18 protein-coding genes are annotated in these 19,593 nt (G+C 35.7%); 10 read left to right on the top strand and 8 right to left on the bottom strand.

Annotation, left to right across the window (positions count from 1 at the left end; translation table 11 throughout):
• Positions 1–133: 133 nt before the first annotated feature.
• The 5 genes from ACFSQJ_RS12795 to ACFSQJ_RS12775 form a co-directional block, all read right to left on the bottom strand.
• Positions 134–844, bottom strand: a complete 711-nt coding sequence (locus tag ACFSQJ_RS12795; RefSeq protein ID WP_377767328.1) for an energy transducer TonB — start codon at positions 842–844, stop codon at positions 134–136.
• Positions 845–979: 135 nt separating this feature from the next.
• Positions 980–1,414, bottom strand: a complete 435-nt coding sequence (locus ACFSQJ_RS12790) for a hypothetical protein (RefSeq protein ID WP_377767327.1) — start codon at positions 1,412–1,414, stop codon at positions 980–982.
• Positions 1,415–1,608: 194 nt separating this feature from the next.
• A complete protein-coding gene (locus ACFSQJ_RS12785) occupies positions 1,609–2,223 on the bottom strand; it encodes a deoxynucleoside kinase (RefSeq protein ID WP_377767326.1) in 615 nt (204 codons plus the stop codon).
• 99 nt (positions 2,224–2,322) lie between these two features.
• On the bottom strand, positions 2,323–3,003 hold the full coding sequence (locus ACFSQJ_RS12780; protein ID WP_377767325.1) for a response regulator transcription factor: 681 nt from the start codon (positions 3,001–3,003) through the stop codon (positions 2,323–2,325).
• Entirely contained in the window at positions 3,000–4,520 is a 1,521-nt protein-coding gene (locus ACFSQJ_RS12775) for a sensor histidine kinase (RefSeq protein ID WP_377767324.1), read from the bottom strand. Before ACFSQJ_RS12775 ends, ACFSQJ_RS12780 begins: the two co-directional genes overlap by 4 nt.
• Before the next feature lie 122 nt (positions 4,521–4,642).
• Here ACFSQJ_RS12775 and ACFSQJ_RS12770 point away from each other — a divergent pair, with 122 nt between their 5' ends.
• The 4 genes from ACFSQJ_RS12770 to metK all read left to right on the top strand — a co-directional run bounded on the left by ACFSQJ_RS12770 (position 4,643) and on the right by metK (position 10,081).
• A complete protein-coding gene (locus ACFSQJ_RS12770) occupies positions 4,643–5,008 on the top strand; it encodes a hypothetical protein (RefSeq protein ID WP_377767323.1) in 366 nt (121 codons plus the stop codon).
• Positions 5,009–5,043: 35 nt separating this feature from the next.
• A complete protein-coding gene (locus ACFSQJ_RS12765; RefSeq protein WP_377767321.1) occupies positions 5,044–5,880 on the top strand; it encodes a GLPGLI family protein in 837 nt (278 codons plus the stop codon).
• Between the two features lie 43 nt (positions 5,881–5,923).
• Entirely contained in the window at positions 5,924–8,608 is a 2,685-nt protein-coding gene (locus tag ACFSQJ_RS12760; protein ID WP_377767319.1) for an outer membrane beta-barrel protein, read from the top strand.
• A gap of 219 nt (positions 8,609–8,827) precedes the next feature.
• Positions 8,828–10,081 (top strand): methionine adenosyltransferase, encoded by a 1,254-nt coding sequence (gene metK / locus ACFSQJ_RS12755; RefSeq protein ID WP_377767317.1) that lies wholly within the window; start codon positions 8,828–8,830, stop codon positions 10,079–10,081.
• A gap of 61 nt (positions 10,082–10,142) precedes the next feature.
• Here metK and ACFSQJ_RS12750 read toward each other — a convergent pair whose 3' ends face one another.
• Positions 10,143–10,520 (bottom strand): endonuclease domain-containing protein, encoded by a 378-nt coding sequence (locus ACFSQJ_RS12750; RefSeq protein WP_377767315.1) that lies wholly within the window; start codon positions 10,518–10,520, stop codon positions 10,143–10,145.
• A 248-nt stretch (positions 10,521–10,768) separates the two neighbouring features.
• Here ACFSQJ_RS12750 and ACFSQJ_RS12745 point away from each other — a divergent pair, with 248 nt between their 5' ends.
• The 6 genes from ACFSQJ_RS12745 to ACFSQJ_RS12720 all read left to right on the top strand — a co-directional run bounded on the left by ACFSQJ_RS12745 (position 10,769) and on the right by ACFSQJ_RS12720 (position 18,087).
• Entirely contained in the window at positions 10,769–12,703 is a 1,935-nt protein-coding gene (locus ACFSQJ_RS12745; RefSeq protein WP_377767314.1) for a CocE/NonD family hydrolase, read from the top strand.
• Positions 12,704–12,758: 55 nt separating this feature from the next.
• Positions 12,759–12,998, top strand: a complete 240-nt coding sequence (locus ACFSQJ_RS12740; protein WP_377767312.1) for a hypothetical protein — start codon at positions 12,759–12,761, stop codon at positions 12,996–12,998.
• Between the two features lie 417 nt (positions 12,999–13,415).
• Positions 13,416–14,810, top strand: a complete 1,395-nt coding sequence (locus tag ACFSQJ_RS12735) for an amidohydrolase (protein ID WP_377767310.1) — start codon at positions 13,416–13,418, stop codon at positions 14,808–14,810.
• Positions 14,811–15,087: 277 nt separating this feature from the next.
• On the top strand, positions 15,088–15,906 hold the full coding sequence (locus tag ACFSQJ_RS12730; RefSeq protein WP_377767308.1) for an alpha/beta fold hydrolase: 819 nt from the start codon (positions 15,088–15,090) through the stop codon (positions 15,904–15,906).
• A 508-nt stretch (positions 15,907–16,414) separates the two neighbouring features.
• Positions 16,415–17,152 (top strand): DUF6090 family protein, encoded by a 738-nt coding sequence (locus ACFSQJ_RS12725; RefSeq protein WP_377767306.1) that lies wholly within the window; start codon positions 16,415–16,417, stop codon positions 17,150–17,152.
• 101 nt (positions 17,153–17,253) lie between these two features.
• Positions 17,254–18,087: a helix-turn-helix domain-containing protein gene (locus ACFSQJ_RS12720; protein WP_377767305.1), complete on the top strand. Its 834-nt coding sequence runs from the start codon at positions 17,254–17,256 to the stop codon at positions 18,085–18,087.
• 156 nt (positions 18,088–18,243) lie between these two features.
• On the opposite strand, the gene ACFSQJ_RS12715 is transcribed toward ACFSQJ_RS12720, so the two are convergent.
• Positions 18,244–19,071 (bottom strand): RteC domain-containing protein, encoded by an 828-nt coding sequence (locus tag ACFSQJ_RS12715; protein ID WP_120182573.1) that lies wholly within the window; start codon positions 19,069–19,071, stop codon positions 18,244–18,246.
• Between the two features lie 161 nt (positions 19,072–19,232).
• Entirely contained in the window at positions 19,233–19,454 is a 222-nt protein-coding gene (locus ACFSQJ_RS12710) for a heavy-metal-associated domain-containing protein (RefSeq protein ID WP_120182572.1), read from the bottom strand.
• Positions 19,455–19,593 lie beyond the last annotated feature (139 nt).

Below are 19,593 nucleotides of genomic sequence, written 5' to 3'. Positions count from 1 at the left end.
GGGGAGGTGGCATTCGCTTATGCGAATGACGGAGGGTTTGATTTCTTGTAACCGAAAAATATAATTAACGCTGCTGAGCGCAGTCGAAGGATATTGGTAATACACTTCGACGGGCTCAGTGTGACACTATTATTTACTGTAACCTAAATGTAATAGGTATACTAAATGGCACTTTTACCCCTTGCCCTCTTTGTTTGCCAGGTTCCATTTTTGGAAGCTTCGAAATAATTCTTGATGCCTCGTTTTCTAAAATTTTATGTGGACCACGAAGTTTTAAACTACCGATATTACCATCTTTTTGAACCGTAAATTGTAGATATACTTTACCTTGCAGGCCCATTTCTTGAGCTTCAGCAGGGTATCTGAAGTTTCTGCGGATATGCTTTTGCATTTTTTCTTGAAAACAAGCACGTTTGTCATCCGCTCCTTCACAACCAGGGAAAATAGGAACGTCCTCAATTACCATGAATGATACTTCATCAACTACTGGTGCAGGTTCTTCAAAATCTACATCTTTTAAAGTAATAATTTCTTTGTTGCTATCAGACTCCGTTGATTTAATTAGGTCTTCAATTACGTCGTCATCATTTTCTGCTATCTTAATCTCCGGTGTTACAATAGTTTTTGGTTTAGGTGGAGGAGGTAATTTTTGAATGGTCAAAGGGGGTATTTCATCTAAATTTTTAAGAATTGTTTGTGATGTGTCCCATTCGGATTGCGAATCAAAAGTTTTCCATTCTAGTGCAGTATAAACTAGTGCTAGAATTAAGGTCATTCCAATAACAAAGTAGAGTCCGCTATTCTTTTCTAATTTTAGGTGTTCCTTCTTTTTTGCTTCCATCATATCTTTTTTATAGTTATACAATGAAAGTAGCTTGTAATTAAGCTATTAAAAACCCATAATGAGGGAGAGCAGGTTCTGGGTGAGTGAAACGACTTTATTATTCTTAAAGTATATTGAAAAATGACATTTTAAATGTCAAGCACTTAATCTGTTAGACCTGGCATTATTTTCTGCTCGAAGTTCATATGCCCATTTTATGGCCTTGTCAAGGCTGACAAAATTTCTCATGGAAGCCTTCATAAAAAGTTTTTCGAGAATAGGTCTTTTTCCACGACTAACAACGGCGTAGCCTTTAAGGGTATAACTGTATTTAAAAAATCGCAGCCAATCGCTAGGTACAACAGAATAGGTATGTACTCTGTTCGATATGTAGACAATGTTCTTAACGTTGTCTTCATAGAGATTTGTGATTTCTTCAACAACTTGTTTCGCATGGTCTTCCCAATTGAATATAACACCTTCTTTAATTTCTGCTACTACAAAATCTTCGAATAAATAAAAGTCGCCAAAAGAATAATTGAGCTCTTGAAAGGCATTTTTATAAAATGGTGTTTCTGCTATTTTTTGCATAATACGGCCAATTGATTTGGGAAGACAAATGTAGGCTGCATTTCAAACGCTGAAAAATAGAATTGTTAAAATGTTAATTATTTCGCTGTATTTTAAAGAATTACGAAGAAGTAGTAAGACATCGAATTATTTGATTGGTTCATGGAGTCTTAGATAAAAAAGATAATTGATTTAGTATTCGAAAATCTTTAGATTTAAAAAAGCCCATGTATTTCGGCATCAATTTTATTGATAACGTTTCCTAAATCTTCAGGATTATCAACAAAATTAATGTCGTCGACATCAATAATTAAAAGATTGCCTTTTTCATAGGTATTGGCCCAAGCTTCATAACGTTCATTAAGACGACTTAAATAATCAATAGAGATGCTATTTTCATATTCGCGCCCGCGTTTGTGAATCTGATTTACTAAGTTGGGGATAGAACTACGCAGGTAAATAAGTAAATCTGGTGGCTGCACTAAACTCTCCATTAACTCAAAAAGACTCTTATAATTGTTATAGTCCCTATTGGTCATTAGGCCCATTGCATGAAGGTTGGGGGCAAAAATATGTGCGTCTTCATAAATGGTACGATCTTGAATTACTTTCTTGCCCGCTTCCCTAATTTTTAAGATTTGTCTGTACCTACTGTTCAAGAAATAGATTTGAAGGTTAAAGCTCCAACGCTCCATTTGCGTATAAAAATCATCTAAATAGGGATTGTCTACCACATCTTCAAAATGTGCTTCCCATTTATAATGTTTTGCTAATAAGGTTGTTAATGTGGTTTTTCCTGCTCCAATATTTCCGGCAACGGCAATGTGCATTGTATGGTGTGTTTTAGCTGTATTATTTAAAAACGAGGGGCTGCAATATACAAAGTATATCCAGTTACAGGAAAAAATTAAGTTGAAATACAGATGGGGCTAGCAAATAAGTTTATAGCCGTATCCTCTAACGTTTACAATCTGGATGTTTTCGTCTTTTTTTAGCTTTTTTCGGAGTTTGGTGATAAAAACATCCATACTTCTGGCGTTAAAAAAATCATCATCGCCCCATATTTTTTTTAGAATTAAAGAGCGGTCAAGTATTTCGTTTCGTACCTCTGATAAATGAAAAAGAAGTTCTGCCTCTCTATGGGTAAGCGGCACTTCTTCGGTATCGTATGCTAACTTTTGTTTGGTGTAATCAAAAATATAGTCACCGATCTGTATTTTGTCTTTCGTCTTTTTTAAACGATTTCTATTTAACAAGGCATGTATGCGAACAATGAGTTCTTCCATGCTAAAAGGCTTTTTTAGATAGTCGTTACCACCATGTTCAAAACCCTCAACGACATCTTTGGTCTGCGATTTCGCAGTAAGGAATATAATCGGAACATGTTTGTCATTAACCCTAATCTCTTGCGCAAGTTCAAAGCCATCTTTTTTTGGCATCATCACGTCAAGTACCAAGAGTTCAGGTTTTTCTTTGAGATAAGTCTTTAGGGCAGTTTCACCATTTTCACAAAAAAGAACTTCAAAATTTCGAGTTTCAAGACTTTCTTTTACGATTTGCCCTAATGCCAATTCATCTTCTGCCAATAATATTTTGATTGGTTGACTCATAAAACAATTTTAAAAATTGTATTTGTAGTATCTGGCACGAGTGAAAGTGAGCCATTGTGTTTCTCAACTATTTTTTTAGCGTAAAAGAGACCTATTCCAAAACCTTTTACATCGTGTCTATTACCAGTAGGAACGCGATAGAACTTATCGAATATTTTTTCGCGTTGGTTCTTATCTATTTTGCCACCGTTATCTGCAACAGTTATCTCTACGGAATTCAACAACGAGTTAAGATTGACCTCAATAATGTCTCCACCATATTTTATGGCATTATCAATTAGATTGGCGAGCGAATTTTCAAAATGAAACGGATCTACCTTGGCACTTAAAGTGTTGCTGTTGCTCTTAAAAGAAATGGTCTTTTCAGGAGAAAGCATTTTGTATTTTTCAACGAGACCCTTTAGTACCATCACTAAATCGATATCTTCAGTATTAACAATAAGTTTATCACTGTCTAAAGTCGCAGTCTCCAGTAATTTTTCTACCATCAAATGCAATTTTTTAAGCTGTTGCCCAGAAATATTGAGGTATTTCTCGGTCTTCACTTTATCGTTTGCTTGATTAAAATTTTTAATGCCCTCTATCGCTGTCGAAACAGTTGCAATCGGGGTTTTAAACTCATGGGTAATATTGCTGATGAGGTCATTCTTTATTTCTGCCAGTTCTTTTTGCTTATTAATAATGTGCAGTAAGTAAAACAAGCAGGCAATTATGCAGGCTGATAACAATAATGACAGTATAATGCCCGTAAAACTTCTTTTTAGAATGCTTTTGGTCGGATTAGTGTATTGCAGTTGTAATTTTTGATTGGTCGGTAAATAGGTAGATTTAGAGAATGTGGAAAGGTGTAGGCCTTTCTGTTGTTCTATTTTGTAGCTATCATAAATAGTATCGCTTTTGTAATGATTTAATCCAAAACCTACGTCTATTCTTTTTCGTTCCAACTCCTTCTTTAAAAGCGAGTCCATGCTTTGAAAGCTGATAGAATCTTGATTAATAGATATTGTTAGCTTATTAAATAGGCCAGATAGATTGCTAATACTATCACTAATTGTTTTCGCCTTAATGGCAGAAATATTACGAACTTCATTGATATTTACGGATGATAGTATAATTGTTGTATCACTCATCTTACCATCAAAGATGTTAAAATCGTGATTATGCAAAGAGTCTGAATTCTCAATGAATTTAATGGTACTGATTTTAGTTTTAGCGTTGTTGGTGTCAGTTTCAGAATTGATCTGTTTTAAATCAAGTTTAGTGATAAAATCCCCCATTTTTTTTCCAACCGATTCGTAATCAGTGAATGATGAGTCTGTATAGGTGAATATGTCAGTTTTAACAAAATCAGCGTAATAGGCCTCTACCGCATTATCTAAACTTATTTGTACCTCATTCAGCAATCGTTGTTTATTGGTGTTATAGTTTTGAACGTTCCAATAGACCTGTATGCCAATTGTTATTACGATGGTAATCGTAATAAAGTATAGTAATGCTTTATAGTGTTGCTGTTTCACATTTCAAAAGTAAGCACAATAAATAGGCGTAGGGTAATCGGTTAACACTCGTTAACACTGGTTAACCTTGTTTTCGATACAATACTTTCAAATTTGTTGACATAATCACAAAATAGAAAACCATGAAAAAATTCGCCATGCTTAGTACCGTATTAGTGCTATTACTTTCTTTTCAGTCTTTTGGTCAAGAAGAAAAAGAAGTACATGCCGCAGTCAATTGCCTTGGGTTCGAAGTCAACACATTGAAAGAATTAAAATCTATTAACTGGAATGATATGATAGCTGTATTTGAAGAAAATGCCCCACAAGACTCCATTGAGGTATCGGTGAAGGTTAAAGATTTAAAATTGAAAAACAAAAACAACCTTGTAATTAATAATATGAAGGTATTGGTCACCGGAATATCTGAAAATAAGAAAGCGGTAATTGAGCAATTAGCAGAAAAAACCGATAGAATGGTCAAGGCCATTGAACGAATGACTGAATAGAAATATTCATTTGTAAATAATAAAAATAACTAATAATGAAGAATACTTTTTACGCATTTATGATTTTACTTTCTATAAAATCATTTGCACAAGATTTTACAGGTTCCGCCATTTACAAGACCGACATGAAAATGGAGCTAAAAATGGATAGTACGGAAACAAGTGCTAATCAAATGGACATGATTCAAGAGCAACTAAGATTTGCTATGCAAAAAGATTTTGAACTAACTTTTAATAAAACCGAATCTAACTGGAGAGAGCTTGAAAAGTTGGATAAGCCGGCAGTTGCAAGCGGTATGAATGTACAAATTCAAATTGTTGGTAATGGTGGAGGCAGTGACGGTCTTCTGTACAAGAATACAAAGACAAAGAAGTCTCTGGAAAGCACAGATGCTTTTGGTAAATTGTTTTTAGTGGCAGATGAGTTAGAACCCGTAGAATGGGAAATGACTTCTGAAACCAAGCAGATCGGCAAGTACACATGCTACAAAGCAATTTCTAAAAGAGAGGTTACAGAAACGGTTTTTTCTGATGTAAATGGAGAAAGCGAAGAAAAAAAGGAAAAGCGTATGCAGACCACAACAGTTTGGTACACACCAGAAATACCTGTTAACCATGGTCCAGAAAGGTATTGGGGTTTGCCTGGTCTTATTTTAGAGGTAAGTAATGGAAGAAGAATTATGATTTGTACTCAAGTGGTGCTAAACCCTGAGAAGCCTGTAACTATAGAGATACCATCAAAAGGTAAAAAAGTAGATGGAGAAGAGTATGAAGCCATTATGAAAGAACATGCCGAAAAGATGAATAAAATGTATGGTGGTGGAAAGAAAAAAGGACAACATTCTTCTTTTGAAATTAGAATAGGAGGATAAGCAAAAAGTAAACCTAGTTCTTACAAAAAAAATCAATCAAAAAATGAACAGAATCATTATATCTCTTTGTATAGGGCTAGGCTTTCTATGCCATAATGTAAATGCACAAAAGATAACTTTAGAAGGTAAAGTTTACGATAGTATCAACAATCCTTTAGAGTTGGCCAATGTTATAGCCATAAAAGAAAGTAACGGTGCCATTGCTTCTTATGGTATCACTGATGACCAGGGCAGGTATAAACTCAATCTGGATAAGGATAGTTTGTACTTATTAAGGGCAAGCTATTTAGGTTTTGAAACCTGGGAAGAACAATTTAAGGCCCTAAACGATTTAGAAAAAGATATTGTGCTCTCCGTTTCACCAAATCAATTGGACGGCGTTACGGTGGTTGAAGATTTTCCAGTGACGATTTCCGGAGATACCATTACGTACAATACGGATTCATTTACAACGGGTAAAGAGAAAAAATTAGAAGATGTTTTAGAAGAGTTGCCTGGCTTTGAAATTAATGATGAAGGACAAATTAAAGTTCAAGGTAAAGATGTGAGCAAAGTTTTGGTAGAGGGTAAAGAGTTTTTTGATGGCGATACAAAAATGGCGACCAAAAATATTCCGGCCAATGCTGTGGATAAGGTACAGGTTTTAAGAGATTTTAATGAGATTGGTCCTCTAAGAAGTGTTAATGATAGTGATGCTTTAGCGTTAAACATCAAATTAAAAGATGGTAAAAAGAATCTTTGGTTTGGTGATATTTCTGGCGGACTTGGACCTGAAGACAGGTATTTGGCGCATCCCAATATCTTCTACTACTCACCTAAGTTTAATGTAAATTTTATTGGAGACCTTAATAATATTGGGCAACAAGCATTTACGCTACAAGACTATTTTAGGTTTAGTGGAGGGCTTTCGAGTCTAGCGCAAAGATCAGGCTCATCGCTTAATCTTTCCAATGATGAGGTAGGTTTATCGCTTTTACAAAATAATAGGGCAAGAAATATAGATGCAAAGCTTGCAGCGCTTAATTTTAACTATAACCCTAATAAGAAAATCAGTTTTTCCGGCTTTGGAATTGTAACTGGTATAGATACCGAGCTCTCTTCAATATCACAACGCACTTATATACGAGAAGATGGGGATAATAATGAACTGTTAACTTCAGATATTGAGCAAAAGAATACATCAGGACTTTTTAAACTTTCAACTACCTACACACCAAACGCTAAAGTACATGTGAACTACGAAGCTTTTGTAAAGAATTCTGATATTACCGATGAAAACCAACTCAATTCTACTTTTTCAACCTTCAGTAATTCAATTCGTTCTACAAGAACGCGTGAACCATTTTCTATTCAACAAGTTTTAAACGCATTTTATGCAAAAAATGAGAAGAATATTTATTCGTTGGAATCTAACCATTTATACAAAAGACAACGCCCAAATTATGGTTTATTGACCGAGCAACTTCCTTTCCCTGGCAGTGTTCCTTTAAATGGAGAGGGTCCTTATGATTTATTTCAGGATAAGGAAATATTTACCAATACTTTTGATGTGGAATTTAATTATTATCGAGTTTTAAATGAAACCAATCATATCAGTTTTAAGTCCGGTATAAGTTTGAACAAGCAAAGCTTAACCTCAGGATTATCGGAACTGATTGATGGCAATAGACAAACGGTAGGTTCCGATAATGAATATGTAAACGATACCGAATTTAACTTTCAAGATATTTATTTTGGATTGGGCTACCGAGTAAAATTTGGCAAGCTCACGGTTAGTCCAGGGTTGACCCTTCATAATTACGCAATAGATAATAGTCAGCAAAACCAAGTAACCGATTTCGACAAAGTTTTGCTACTTCCAAGCTTAAATTCTAGATATGAATTCAACAGTACACAGTCTTTGCAATTTAGATATGCCATGGAGGCGCAATTCCCAGATATTCAAAACCTGGTTGCGGCAAGAGAACTAAGAGGTTATAACAGTCTTTTCACGGGGAATAGAAATCTAAAAAATGAGTGGTATCATAATGCTAGCCTAAACTATAGCAATTTTAGCATGTTTACTTTTACGACCATTTACGGCGGACTTTCCTATCAGAAAAGATATGAGAGTATTGGCAATACTGTAAATTTTATAGGATTAGATAGGGTGTCATCGCCAATAAATTTAGATACGCCAAATGAAACCTTCTCACTTTTTGGAACTTTTGAAAAGCGCTTTCCGTTATGGAAAACAAAATTTGAAAGTAGATTGTCTTACAATAAGTTTAATACGATTATCAATGGAGCGACGGATTTTAATGAATCTTTTAACCAAACCTATAAACTAGCTTTTGAAACGCGATTTAAGGAAGCACCAAATGCTGAATTGGGTTTTAAAAAACAATTAAATAACTATTCTAGCATAGCTATTGAGAACACTTTTATAACCAATAGTCCTTATGCTAATATTGAAGCTTTTTTCTTAAAAGGCTTTGCAATTACTGCCGACTATGAATACAATGATTATAAAAATAGGGATGGCGGAGTGAGCAGTACCTATGACTTTTTTAATGCCGCATTGTATTATCAAAAGGAAGATAGTAAATGGGAGTTCAAAATTTCTGGAATGAACTTGTTGAACACTACCACTATTAGACAAGATTCATTTTCAAATAACTTAATAAGCACTTTGGAGTATGCCGTGCAACCAAGGTATTTTTTGGCTAGCATTAAATATGAATTATAATACCAATGGTATTTAATTTATCATAAAAACTGTCAGTTCCAGTCTTTTCGAAGAAAAAGTATCGAGAACACATTTTTACAACAAAACTATTTTCCTATTTTTGCCTTTCAATTATGAGGAAGGATTTGACTGATTGCAACCTCGGTAAAAAATGCTAAAAAGTGGTGTAAACTTCTTTCAGCCTTTCCGTCAAATCTTCAGCACGTTTAAAAATAGAGAATGGCATATTTATTTACTTCTGAATCTGTTAGTGAAGGGCACCCAGATAAAGTTTCTGACCAAATTAGTGATGCACTTTTAGATAATTTTTTGGCTTTTGATGCCGATAGCAAAGTAGCTTGTGAAACGCTAGTTACCACAGGTCAAGTGGTATTGGCAGGCGAAGTGAAAAGCGATACCTATTTAGATGTACAGACCATTGCTAGAGATGTCATCAACAAAATTGGGTACACCAAAGGTGAATACCAGTTTAGTGGAGATTCTTGTGGGGTAATTTCATTGATTCATGAGCAATCACAAGATATTAACCAGGGTGTTGATAGAGCTACTAAAGAAGAGCAAGGTGCCGGTGACCAAGGTATGATGTTCGGGTATGCCACCAAAGAGACCGAAAACTATATGCCTTTAGCATTGGATATTTCGCATAAGATTCTTCAGGTGCTAGCAGATTTACGAAGAGAGGGGAGGCAAATTCCATATTTACGACCAGATGCCAAAGCACAGGTAACCATAGAATATTCTGATGATAATGTGCCACAGCGCATAGATACCATTGTGGTCTCTACCCAACATGACGATTTTGATGCTGATGAGAAGATGTTGGCAAAAATCAAATCGGATATTATTTCAATTTTGATTCCAAAGGTGGTTGAATTGTTCCCTTCGCATGTTCAGCAACTCTTTAATGATAAAATTCAATATCATATCAATCCAACTGGCAAGTTTGTAATTGGTGGCCCACATGGAGATACCGGTTTAACGGGTAGAAAAATAATTGTAGACACCTATGGCGGGAAAGGTGCTCATGGTGGTGGTGCTTTTAGTGGTAAAGACCCAAGTAAAGTAGACCGAAGTGCTGCCTATGCGGCAAGACATGCGGCTAAAAACTTGGTAGCTGCGGGCGTGGCAGATGAAATTTTGGTTCAAGTAAGTTATGCGATTGGTGTGGTAGAACCTACGTCAATTTTTGTAGACTCTTATGGTACCGCCAAAGTGAATCTGACCGATGGCGAAATTGCTGAAAAAGTAGCGGGTTTGTTTGATATGCGCCCTTTTGCTATCGAAGAAAGACTAAAACTTCGCAACCCAATTTATTTAGAGACGGCTGCCTATGGCCATATGGGTAAAACACCAACTACAGTCACCAAGGTTTTTGAATCTCCCTACAACGGAAAAGTTGAAAAAGAAGTTGAACTCTTTACTTGGGAGAAATTGGACAGGGTTGATGAGGTTAAAGCAGCTTTTGAGCTTTAATCCCTCCGTCAACTTAGCTATGCTTGTTGACACCTCCCTTTGCTAAAGGGAGGAGCTTAATTTAGTTATTGGAACAAGCTCCCCTCTTAAAATTATCCTTAATCTCCTTAAGTACAGAAGGCAGCTTATCAAAAACCATTTTATTTTCGAATCGTATTACAGTAAATCCTAAAGCCTCCAATTCTTTAGTGCGTTTTTCATCATATTCTTGGACATTAGAACTTTGATGAACTTCACCATCAAGCTCAATAACTAATTTTTCGGCAGCACAATAGAAATCCACAATATAAGATTTTATACTGTGTTGTTTTTGAAACCTGCGACCTCCCAATTGTTTGGCTTTAAGACATTTCCAAAGAAAAGCTTCTGCTGGAGTTAAGTTTTTGCGAAGCTCTTTTCGTTTAGTTAAAAGTTCTTTTTTGTTATGTATTTGTTTCATGGTCGTAACTATTTAAAGATAGTAAAAGCTCCCCTCTTGTTTTTAAGAGGGGAATGAATTCCTGATGGTAATCAGGAAGAAAGGGGAGATTTTTTAGTTTATTTTCCATATCGGGCTAGTAAAAATCTCCGCTCTAATTACTTCGCATGAATTCACACCCCATAAATAAGGGAGGCCTTAATATTTTAAAATTTTCGCGTTTGGTTGGTTTGATTATTTAGTAGTTTTAGAAAATCAATCCAATCACTATGAAGTTCGTATCAAAATTTACTTTTCTTTTTGTATTTGCAGTACTACTTATCTCCTGCGGAAAAACAACTAAAAAAACAGAAACTGCTGAGGTAGTTGACACCTACGTACAGGACAACTACACCAAAAAAGAGGTTGACATTAAAATGCGAGACGGTGCTACTTTGCATACTACAATCTATTCCCCAAAAGACAAGTCAAAAGAGTACCCTATTTTAATGCAACGTACGCCATATAGTTCTAGACCTTATGGTGAAAATGAATTTAGAAAGCAGATCGGGCCTAATATCAATCTAATGAAGGAAGGCAATATTATTGTCTACCAAGATGTACGAGGGCGTTGGTTGAGTGAAGGGCACTACGAAAATATGCGTGCTTATATCCCTAACAAAACTTCGAACGACCAAGTTGATGAGAGTACCGATACCTATGACACGATTGATTGGCTGGTAAATAATGTTGAGAATAACAATGGCAATGTCGGTGTTTGGGGAATTTCCTATCCAGGTTATTATGCAACATATGCTACTATAGATGCCCACCCAGCTTTAAAGGCTTCTTCGCCACAAGCCTGTATTGGAGATTTCTTTTTTGATGATTTTCACCATAACGGTGCGTATTTATTGAGCTATTTTAGGGCGACATCTTTGTTCGGCACGCCGAGACCTAATGGAGACCAACCTATAGATACGGCATGGTATACCTTACCAGATTTAAAAACAGAAGACCAATACCAGTTTTTTTTAGATGCTGGTCCTCTAAAGAATTTGAATTCCTTTTTTGAGTACGATATTAAAGATCAGGCTTCTTTGGCCCCGGATAATATGACGGATGATTTTTTCTGGAATGAACTGAAAGAACACCCAAATTATGATGAACTTTGGCAGAGTAGAGGCTTAATTCAGCATTTAGATAAATCGAAATCGCACGTTGCAACGATGATTGTTGGTGGCTGGTTCGATGCGGAAGATTTATATGGACCACTGGAAACCTATAAGAATATTGAAAAGCATACAGAAGGATATAATACAATGGTTTTTGGGCCTTGGGATCACGGGCGTTGGGCCAGAAGGAGCGAACGTAACTTGGTAGGGAACTACTATTTTGGGGATTCTATTTCCAATTTTTTTCAAGATAAGATTGAAACGAAGTTTTTTAACCACTTTTTAAAAGGAGAAGCTGATGGTAATACCGGCTTACCTGAAGCTTATGTGTATGACTCTGGTAGAAAAGAGTGGAAGGAATACGATGCTTGGCCACCAAAAGGGGCAGAAAAGCAGCGCATGTATTTGTCAGAAAACCAGAAGTTGACCTTAGAGCAAAAAGGTACGGCTGGACTTCAATTTGTGAGTGATGTAAAAAAGCCAGTGCCATATTCTGAAGATGTAAAATCTGTATTTACCCCACGTAAATACATGACGGATGACCAGCGCTTCGCGGCGCGCCGTTCCGATGTTTTGGTGTTTGAAACCGAAGTTATGGAAGAAGACTTTACCCTAGCGGGTGATATTATGGCAAACCTAAAAGTTGCCACTACTGGTGATGCCGCAGATTGGATTGTTAAGGTGATAGACGTTCACCCGGCAGATGCGGAGACCAATGAAGAAATGCAAGACCATCTAAAAATGAGCAACTATCATTTAATGGTGCGTAGCGAGGTTTTGCGGGGCAGGTTTAGAAACAGTTTCTCAAACCCAGAACCCTTTACACCCAATAAAAAGACGGATGTTAATATTAAGCTGCAAGATGTTTTTCATACCATCAAAAAAGGCCATAGACTGCAAATACAAGTGCAGAGTACTTGGTTTCCTTTAATAGATTTAAATCCGCAGACTTATGTGGATAATATCTTTAAGGCCGATGAAGACGACTTTAAGACCCAAACCCATACGGTATTTACTGATTCTAGTTTGGAGTTTACGGTGTTGCAATAAAAGGTATATGGATTTATTTGATTGAAAAACTTTAAAAGATGAACATACAATGGATATGAAGGGTCAGAAAAAAGAAACACTTACGGTCAAACTTAATACGACGAAGAGAATTATGCAGATAGCGACTTTTGCTATTATTGTGGTGTTTTTAATTTTCATTTACCAAATGGTTTCACAAAATGAAAGTTTAGATAGAACATGGTTTCCAATACTTGTAGGCCCGTTAAGTATTATTGTGATATTGCTGGACAAAAAATATAAGAAGATAAAGGCAGAATTGGATAGCAGGGCATAAGTAGCGCTATATTCTAAAATAGAGACCTATACTGTTTTATAAAGTTTAGTTTTGAGTTTACGGTGTTGCTATAAAAAGAAGGTTGTAAAATACAGAGAGATATACCCCGTTTGGATGTATAAATCTGTATTTTACGTATATATTAATGAGATGATGGCGNCATCGGCCAGGCAGTACGACTGCTATTCGTCCATAAAATTCCCTAACTTAAGCCAATAAACCTCAGACGGAACAACACGATGTCGGAACTGGACATATCTAGCGGGTATGGACCAATAGCGTCTAATTGCTATCGTAGCTAGCTCAAATACTTTGAGACGCTACTCGCAATACCCGCCTGGCCGTTGTGCTTCATTATCCAAAACTCAAGTTAATTAATTATCCTACCTTCCCATAAATCGAAATGCCAATCAACAAATGATTAAATTCTTTAGAAGAATACACAATCCAAAACACATTAAAGAAATGAAAATTAAGACCAACAAGTCAAACCTTAAATACCCTTTAAAAATGCTATCGTTATTCGTCTTTATGCTTTATTCGACGTTAACTCTCTCACAAATCAAAGATTATAGTGAAGAGGTTACTAAAAAAGCAGATAAGATTGAGCAGAAAGTTATCGATTGGCGACACGATATTCACCAAAATCCGGAATTAGGAAATCGTGAATTTCGTACAGCAGCCCTAGTTGCCAAACATTTAGAATCACTAGGTATAGATGTCCAAACAAAAGTAGGTGTTACAGGTGTTGTTGGTATTCTCAAAGGAGATAAGCCCGGTCCTGTTGTAGCACTGCGAGCAGACATGGATGCCTTACCTGTTGAAGAGAAGAATGACTTAGCATTTGCCTCAAAGGTAAAAACCATGTACAATGGTAATGAAACTTCTGTGATGCATGCCTGCGGTCACGATGGTCACGTGGCTATTTTAATGGGAGTTGCCGAAATACTTTCAGAAATGAAAAGCAATCTAAAGGGCACCGTGAAATTTATTTTTCAACCAGCCGAAGAGGGCGCACCTAAAGGAGAAGAAGGTGGAGCCGATTTAATGACAAAAGAAGGTGTACTTGAAAACCCGAAAGTAGATGTCATTTTTGGGCTACATATGGATGCTTTAAACGAAGTAGGTAAAATTTTATATCGGCCAGCAGGCATTATGGCAAGCGTCAATGATATGAAAATTACAGTTAAAGGAAAGCCATCACATGGCGCATATCCCTGGGCTGGTATTGATCCTATTGTAGTTTCCGCTCAAATCATCACTAGCCTGCAAACCATTGTAAGTCGTAATGTTACATTGACTAATAATGCTGCGGTTGTAACAATAGGTGCAATCAATGGTGGAAATCGCAGTAATGTTATACCAGAACAAGTAGAAATGTTGGGCACTATCAGAACATTAACAAATGAAGACGAGGCTTATGTTCTTAAAAGAATAAGAGAGATCGCAGAATTGACCGCACAAGCCGCAGGAGCAACTGCTACCGTAGAGCTGCCCTACTCTATGCGTTTTCCAGTAACCTTCAACAATGAAAAGTTAACCAAAATGATGTTGCCAACTTTGGAGAAAACTGCAGGAAAAGAAAATGTGATTTTGATTCCTGCAGAAACAGGTGCAGAAGATTTTTCATACTTCGCTCAAAAAGTACCCGGACTTTATTTTCTCGTTGGTGCAACGACGATAGGCAGAGATAAAAAAACCGTCGGAGACCATCATACGCCACAATTCCTCATGGACGATAGTTCGTTTAAGATCGGCGTTAATGCCATGTGTAATTTGGTATTTGATTATATGGAATTGAACAGTAAATAAATGATAAATCATTTATTGAAATATAAGGACGAGCTTATCGTGTTTTTAGCAAAGATTAAAACGAAAGCACAACAAAACCTATAAACAATACGGGCTTCGGGTTTAACCGCGAGGTTTGTGTATTTTTATGAAGTCCGCAAAATCTTTGGGATTTTGCTTTTTAGCTGGACAAAGAAAAAAAGAAAACAAAAAGATTTTGCTATGTGCGTGGCGGAAAGCAAACGCTAGTTCGCTCCCGTACTGTTCATAGCTCAACCGTTGCAAGATAAAAAACATCGTGTATATAAAAAAAAGCCTCGTTCGAATAGCATCTACTCTATTTCCAAGTGCAATTACTTCATTTGCCTATAATCAATTGACCAATCCTCAAATCCGAAAACTTAGAACAAATGAATTGGACACATTGGATAAATCCAAAAAAGAAGACTTCCAATTCAAAGAGTTCAATATAAAATTATACACCTGGAAAGGTGGCGAAAAGAAAATTCTTCTAATTCACGGTTGGGAAGGTCAGGCAGGAAATTTTTCTGATTTAATAGAACTGTTGTTACAAAACGACTATACTGTTTATTCATTTGATGCACCATCTCACGGATTTAGCAGTAAAGGAGGTACAAGTCTCTTTGACTTTTCAGAATTGATAGGCGTTCTAATTAGGAAATACGAGATCAAATCATTAATAAGTCATTCATTTGGTGGAGTTGCAACAACATATGCATTGTTTAACAATCCAGAATTAGAAATCGAGAAATACGTTTTACTAACTACACCAGACAAATTTACCGAGCGAATTGATGACATTTCTGAAATGGTTGGGATTAATGATAATGTTAAAAATAAACTGATTAACCGATTGGAAAAGGAAACAGGAAAACCTGTTGAAACACTAAATGTGAGCGAATTTGTAAAAACAATAAATGTTCAAAATGCGTTAATCATTCACGATAAAAACGATAAAGTAATTCCAATTTCAAGGTCTAAAAATGTTCATCAAAATTGGACTGATTCCGAATTTAAAGAAGTTGAGGGAACTGGGCATTTTCGTATTTTAAGAACCAAAAGTGTGCTATATACTGTCTTAGAATATTTAAACTGAGCTAAAAGCCAGCAGGTAACAATGGCTTCTATGAAAAGCGCAAGTCCATTGTCTCAAACATAATCAATATTTTATTTAAATCTTAAACCACTTTTTCTTTTAATATAACTTGCTCCGCATTCTATATGTGATAGACCTTTAGGTATTCACTGGCATCTGTATGATCATAAGTGCCCCGTACTGAATAAAGGCTACATTAAATTTGAAACATAATTATCCTTTGCCAGAACCCATCAACAAGGGTTATAGTCAAAAAAACATTCGCCTATATTCTACCTTTTTCTTATTTGCCATCATCGGCCAGTCAGTACGACTGTAATTCGTCCATAAAATTCCCTAACTTAAGCCAATAAACCTCAGACGGAACAACACGCTGTCGGAACTAGTCATGTCAAGCAGGTATGGACGAACAGCGCCTAATTGCTCACGTAGCTATCTCAAATATTTTGAGACGCTACTCGCAATACCCGCCTGACCGTTGTGCTTCATAATAACCAACCACCAACCAATGATAAAATTCGTTAGAAAAATTAGACAAAATTTGCTTCTGGAAAACAAAACTGGAAAGTACTTGAAATATGCTATTGGAGAAATTCTTCTTGTTGTTATTGGGATTTTAATTGCTTTGTCCATTAATAATTGGAATCAAAGTCGGATTGACAAAAGGAGTGAGTCTAAATATTTAAATGACATTAAAAAAGAAATTCAAAATAATAATTCAGTTTTGGACTATTACATAAAAAATAGGTTGCCATATAAAATTGAGGGATTATTAGCTGCTAAAAAATATAGCGAAGCGAATATTGAAATTAAGGATACTATCGCTTTTTTAAATAACGTGTCTAAAGGAGGTATGATTACAAATGGATTGGGAATATTAAGCAGAAACACGTTCAATGAACTATTAAGCACTGGCAATTTCCAATTAGTTTCGAAAGATTCCATTAAAATTAAAGTGAAAAAATATTATTGGGGACTTGATGCGGATGAGATTAATGTGGAAACTTATAAAAGTGATATTATAAAGTTCATTACAGGATTACGACCATATAATTCCTCTAACCCAAATTATATTTCTAAATATGACAGTAAAGAAATGATGATAGCTTTTAGGTCTGTTGAATTTAGGAAAATAGTTGACCGTGAATTATCTTATGCATACAGTTTAGAAAATAAAATAGATGGACTAATTGAAGAGGGATTGGAGATTATTAAGTTCATAGATACTGAATTAAATAACAAATAACGAAAGCACAACAATGGCTATTACTAAATATGGCGGTTGGTTAAGACAAAAAACATTTATTATTTTTAGAAAAGGCCGAGACCATTGGCAATAATAAAAACATGGTAAATTTATATTCCTTTATAAAACAGAGTAATGACTTTATTAAGTTGGAAGCAAACGAATTGTTGTTTGTTGAGTACACCTGTGTTCAAGAGGAGACTAAATTCGGAATTTGGTCAGACAGCAACTATTTTGCCTTTGTGCTGTCTGGTAAAAAAATGTGGAGAACACTATATCACGACTATGAAGTTGAACAAGGTGACATCCTTTTTATTAAAAAGGGCGCCAATCTTACCCATCAGTTCTTTGATGATGAATTTTGTGCAATTTTCTTTTTTATTCCCGATGATTTCATCAAGACGTTTTTGTCGAAAAACACTTCCTTTTTAGATACTTCGCAAAAACAGCTTTCTAATCAAGACGCTGTCTTGCCGGTGAAATCGAATCGATTGTTAGAAAGTTATTGCGAATCAATATCTTCTTATCTCACATTAGATCAAAAACCTAGTAGTCAACTGATAAAATTAAAGTTTGAAGAATTGTTGTTAAGCTTGTGTGCTAGTAAGGATCATCAAGATTTAGCTGATTACTTTGTTTCCTTGTGTCAAGACCAGACGTATCATATGACACGAATAATGGAAGAGAACTTTGGGTATAATCTAAAAATTGAAGATTATGCAAAGCTTTGCCACATGAGTCTATCAAAATTCAAAAAGACGTTCAAAGACCATTATAAAACAACTCCTGGGGTCTGGCTGAAACAGCGTAAGTTAGATTTGGCTCTTCATCGTCTTTTAAACACAGACCTTCCCATTAATCAAATATCCTTTGAAAGTGGCTTTGAAGACCCGTCTCACTTTATACGCGTTTTTAAACAAAAAAGATTAATTTAACCTAAATCGGCTAATAAAGAGTAGTTTACAAGTACCGGAAGTACTATCGGTAACGATTTAGTAATGGTGCTTACTGCACTTGTTTTCATTTGATTACCTTGTAAATCATTACTGCAAATTTATAAAAAATAAAGGTAAAGCCGTGAAACTTTACCTTTATTTTTCGTCTTGTTCGTCCATCCTTTTAATGAGCGCATCCCGAAGACTATCGAGGAACTTTGTGCGGTTCATCTTTCTGGCTTTCAATTCCAGATAGGAATGATAGAAATCCCCTAAGTCAATATTAAACATATTTTCAAAGGTTTTGGCTATGATTTTAATGTCTGCATTACCGTTGTCAATCGAACCTTGCGAATGCAGCGAATATATCAACTCGATGAGTGAGGTCTTGCTGCCCGTCCAGTTTAAAGGCGGGTTTTCCCAAATTCTTTTCTGACTGTTGTTATTCAACTGGTCTTCGAGATAAACCTGTATCAAATCATTGGCAATAATCTTGGCTACTTTGTAATCGTGTGAGGTTGTAAAATTGTGGTCTGCCTCAAAATAATAGGTGTCTAAACTTAGCTTAATATCGTGTTTGCCACGTACAAAGTATTTGTTATCAAGATGGGTGCTGTTGGTTCTGTAATACTTGTAAAATTCCAGATTGGCATCGAAGTACCGCTTGATTTTGGAAAGCTCAATATTGAGGTATTTCCTGATAATTTTATCCCCTCCACGTGGTCTTTTTGTTTCAATTTTATAAATCGAATTGAAGAAGATAAGTTTTGAAACTAACTGCGGCTTTAGCTGCTTGAAAAACAATATTTCTTCTTCCGCATCTTTAAATCCCTTTTCTTGAATGTGCTTCTTTACCTCTTCAATCTTCTGCAATACCAGCACAATAGCATTTTCATACGATACCAATGAATTATTCTGCTCGTAGGTCAATTCACTTATTCTATCGTCTAATTCGTTTATTATAGTATGGCAATAATCTGTCATTGAAAGCGGAATTTTAAGTATGATACCAATAAAAAGGATAAAATGAGGCAGTAATTGCAGGTATCCTACAATAAATTACCTCATTTCAATATGTTTGTTATAGTATGCTTATAGGAAAGCCATATCCGCTTTCACTTTTGAAACTGAATAGGGCTTGTGTATTAAACCATTAAAGGTTCTGCTTTAAAGCCTTTTTTCTTAACGATGGCAACTATTTCATCTTCTGTAATTCCCTCTGATTTTACGGTTAGAATTTTGTCATTGTTAGCTGTATCTACATTCCATTCGCAGATACCGTCCGCTCCGTCCAAATCAGCTTTTACTTTTGATACGCATCCACCACAATTAAGGTTGGTTTTGAATTGAAATTCTCTATTTTCCATTTTTTTGAAATTTATTTATAATGTTTTGTACTGTTGCAAAATTCAGCATAATTCCAAAGCCTGCTATTGTGATATTTCTTGTTTGATTTGTGACTTTTACTGATTTAGCCCGTATTATAAAAAGCAAAAAGGTCATAGC

The organism is Croceitalea marina, assembly GCF_042684265.1.
GTDB classification, from domain to species: Bacteria; Bacteroidota; Bacteroidia; order Flavobacteriales; family Flavobacteriaceae; genus Croceitalea; species Croceitalea marina.
The sequence above is the reverse complement of the archived record's forward strand: the minus strand, read 5'-3'. Positions and strand labels throughout refer to the sequence as shown.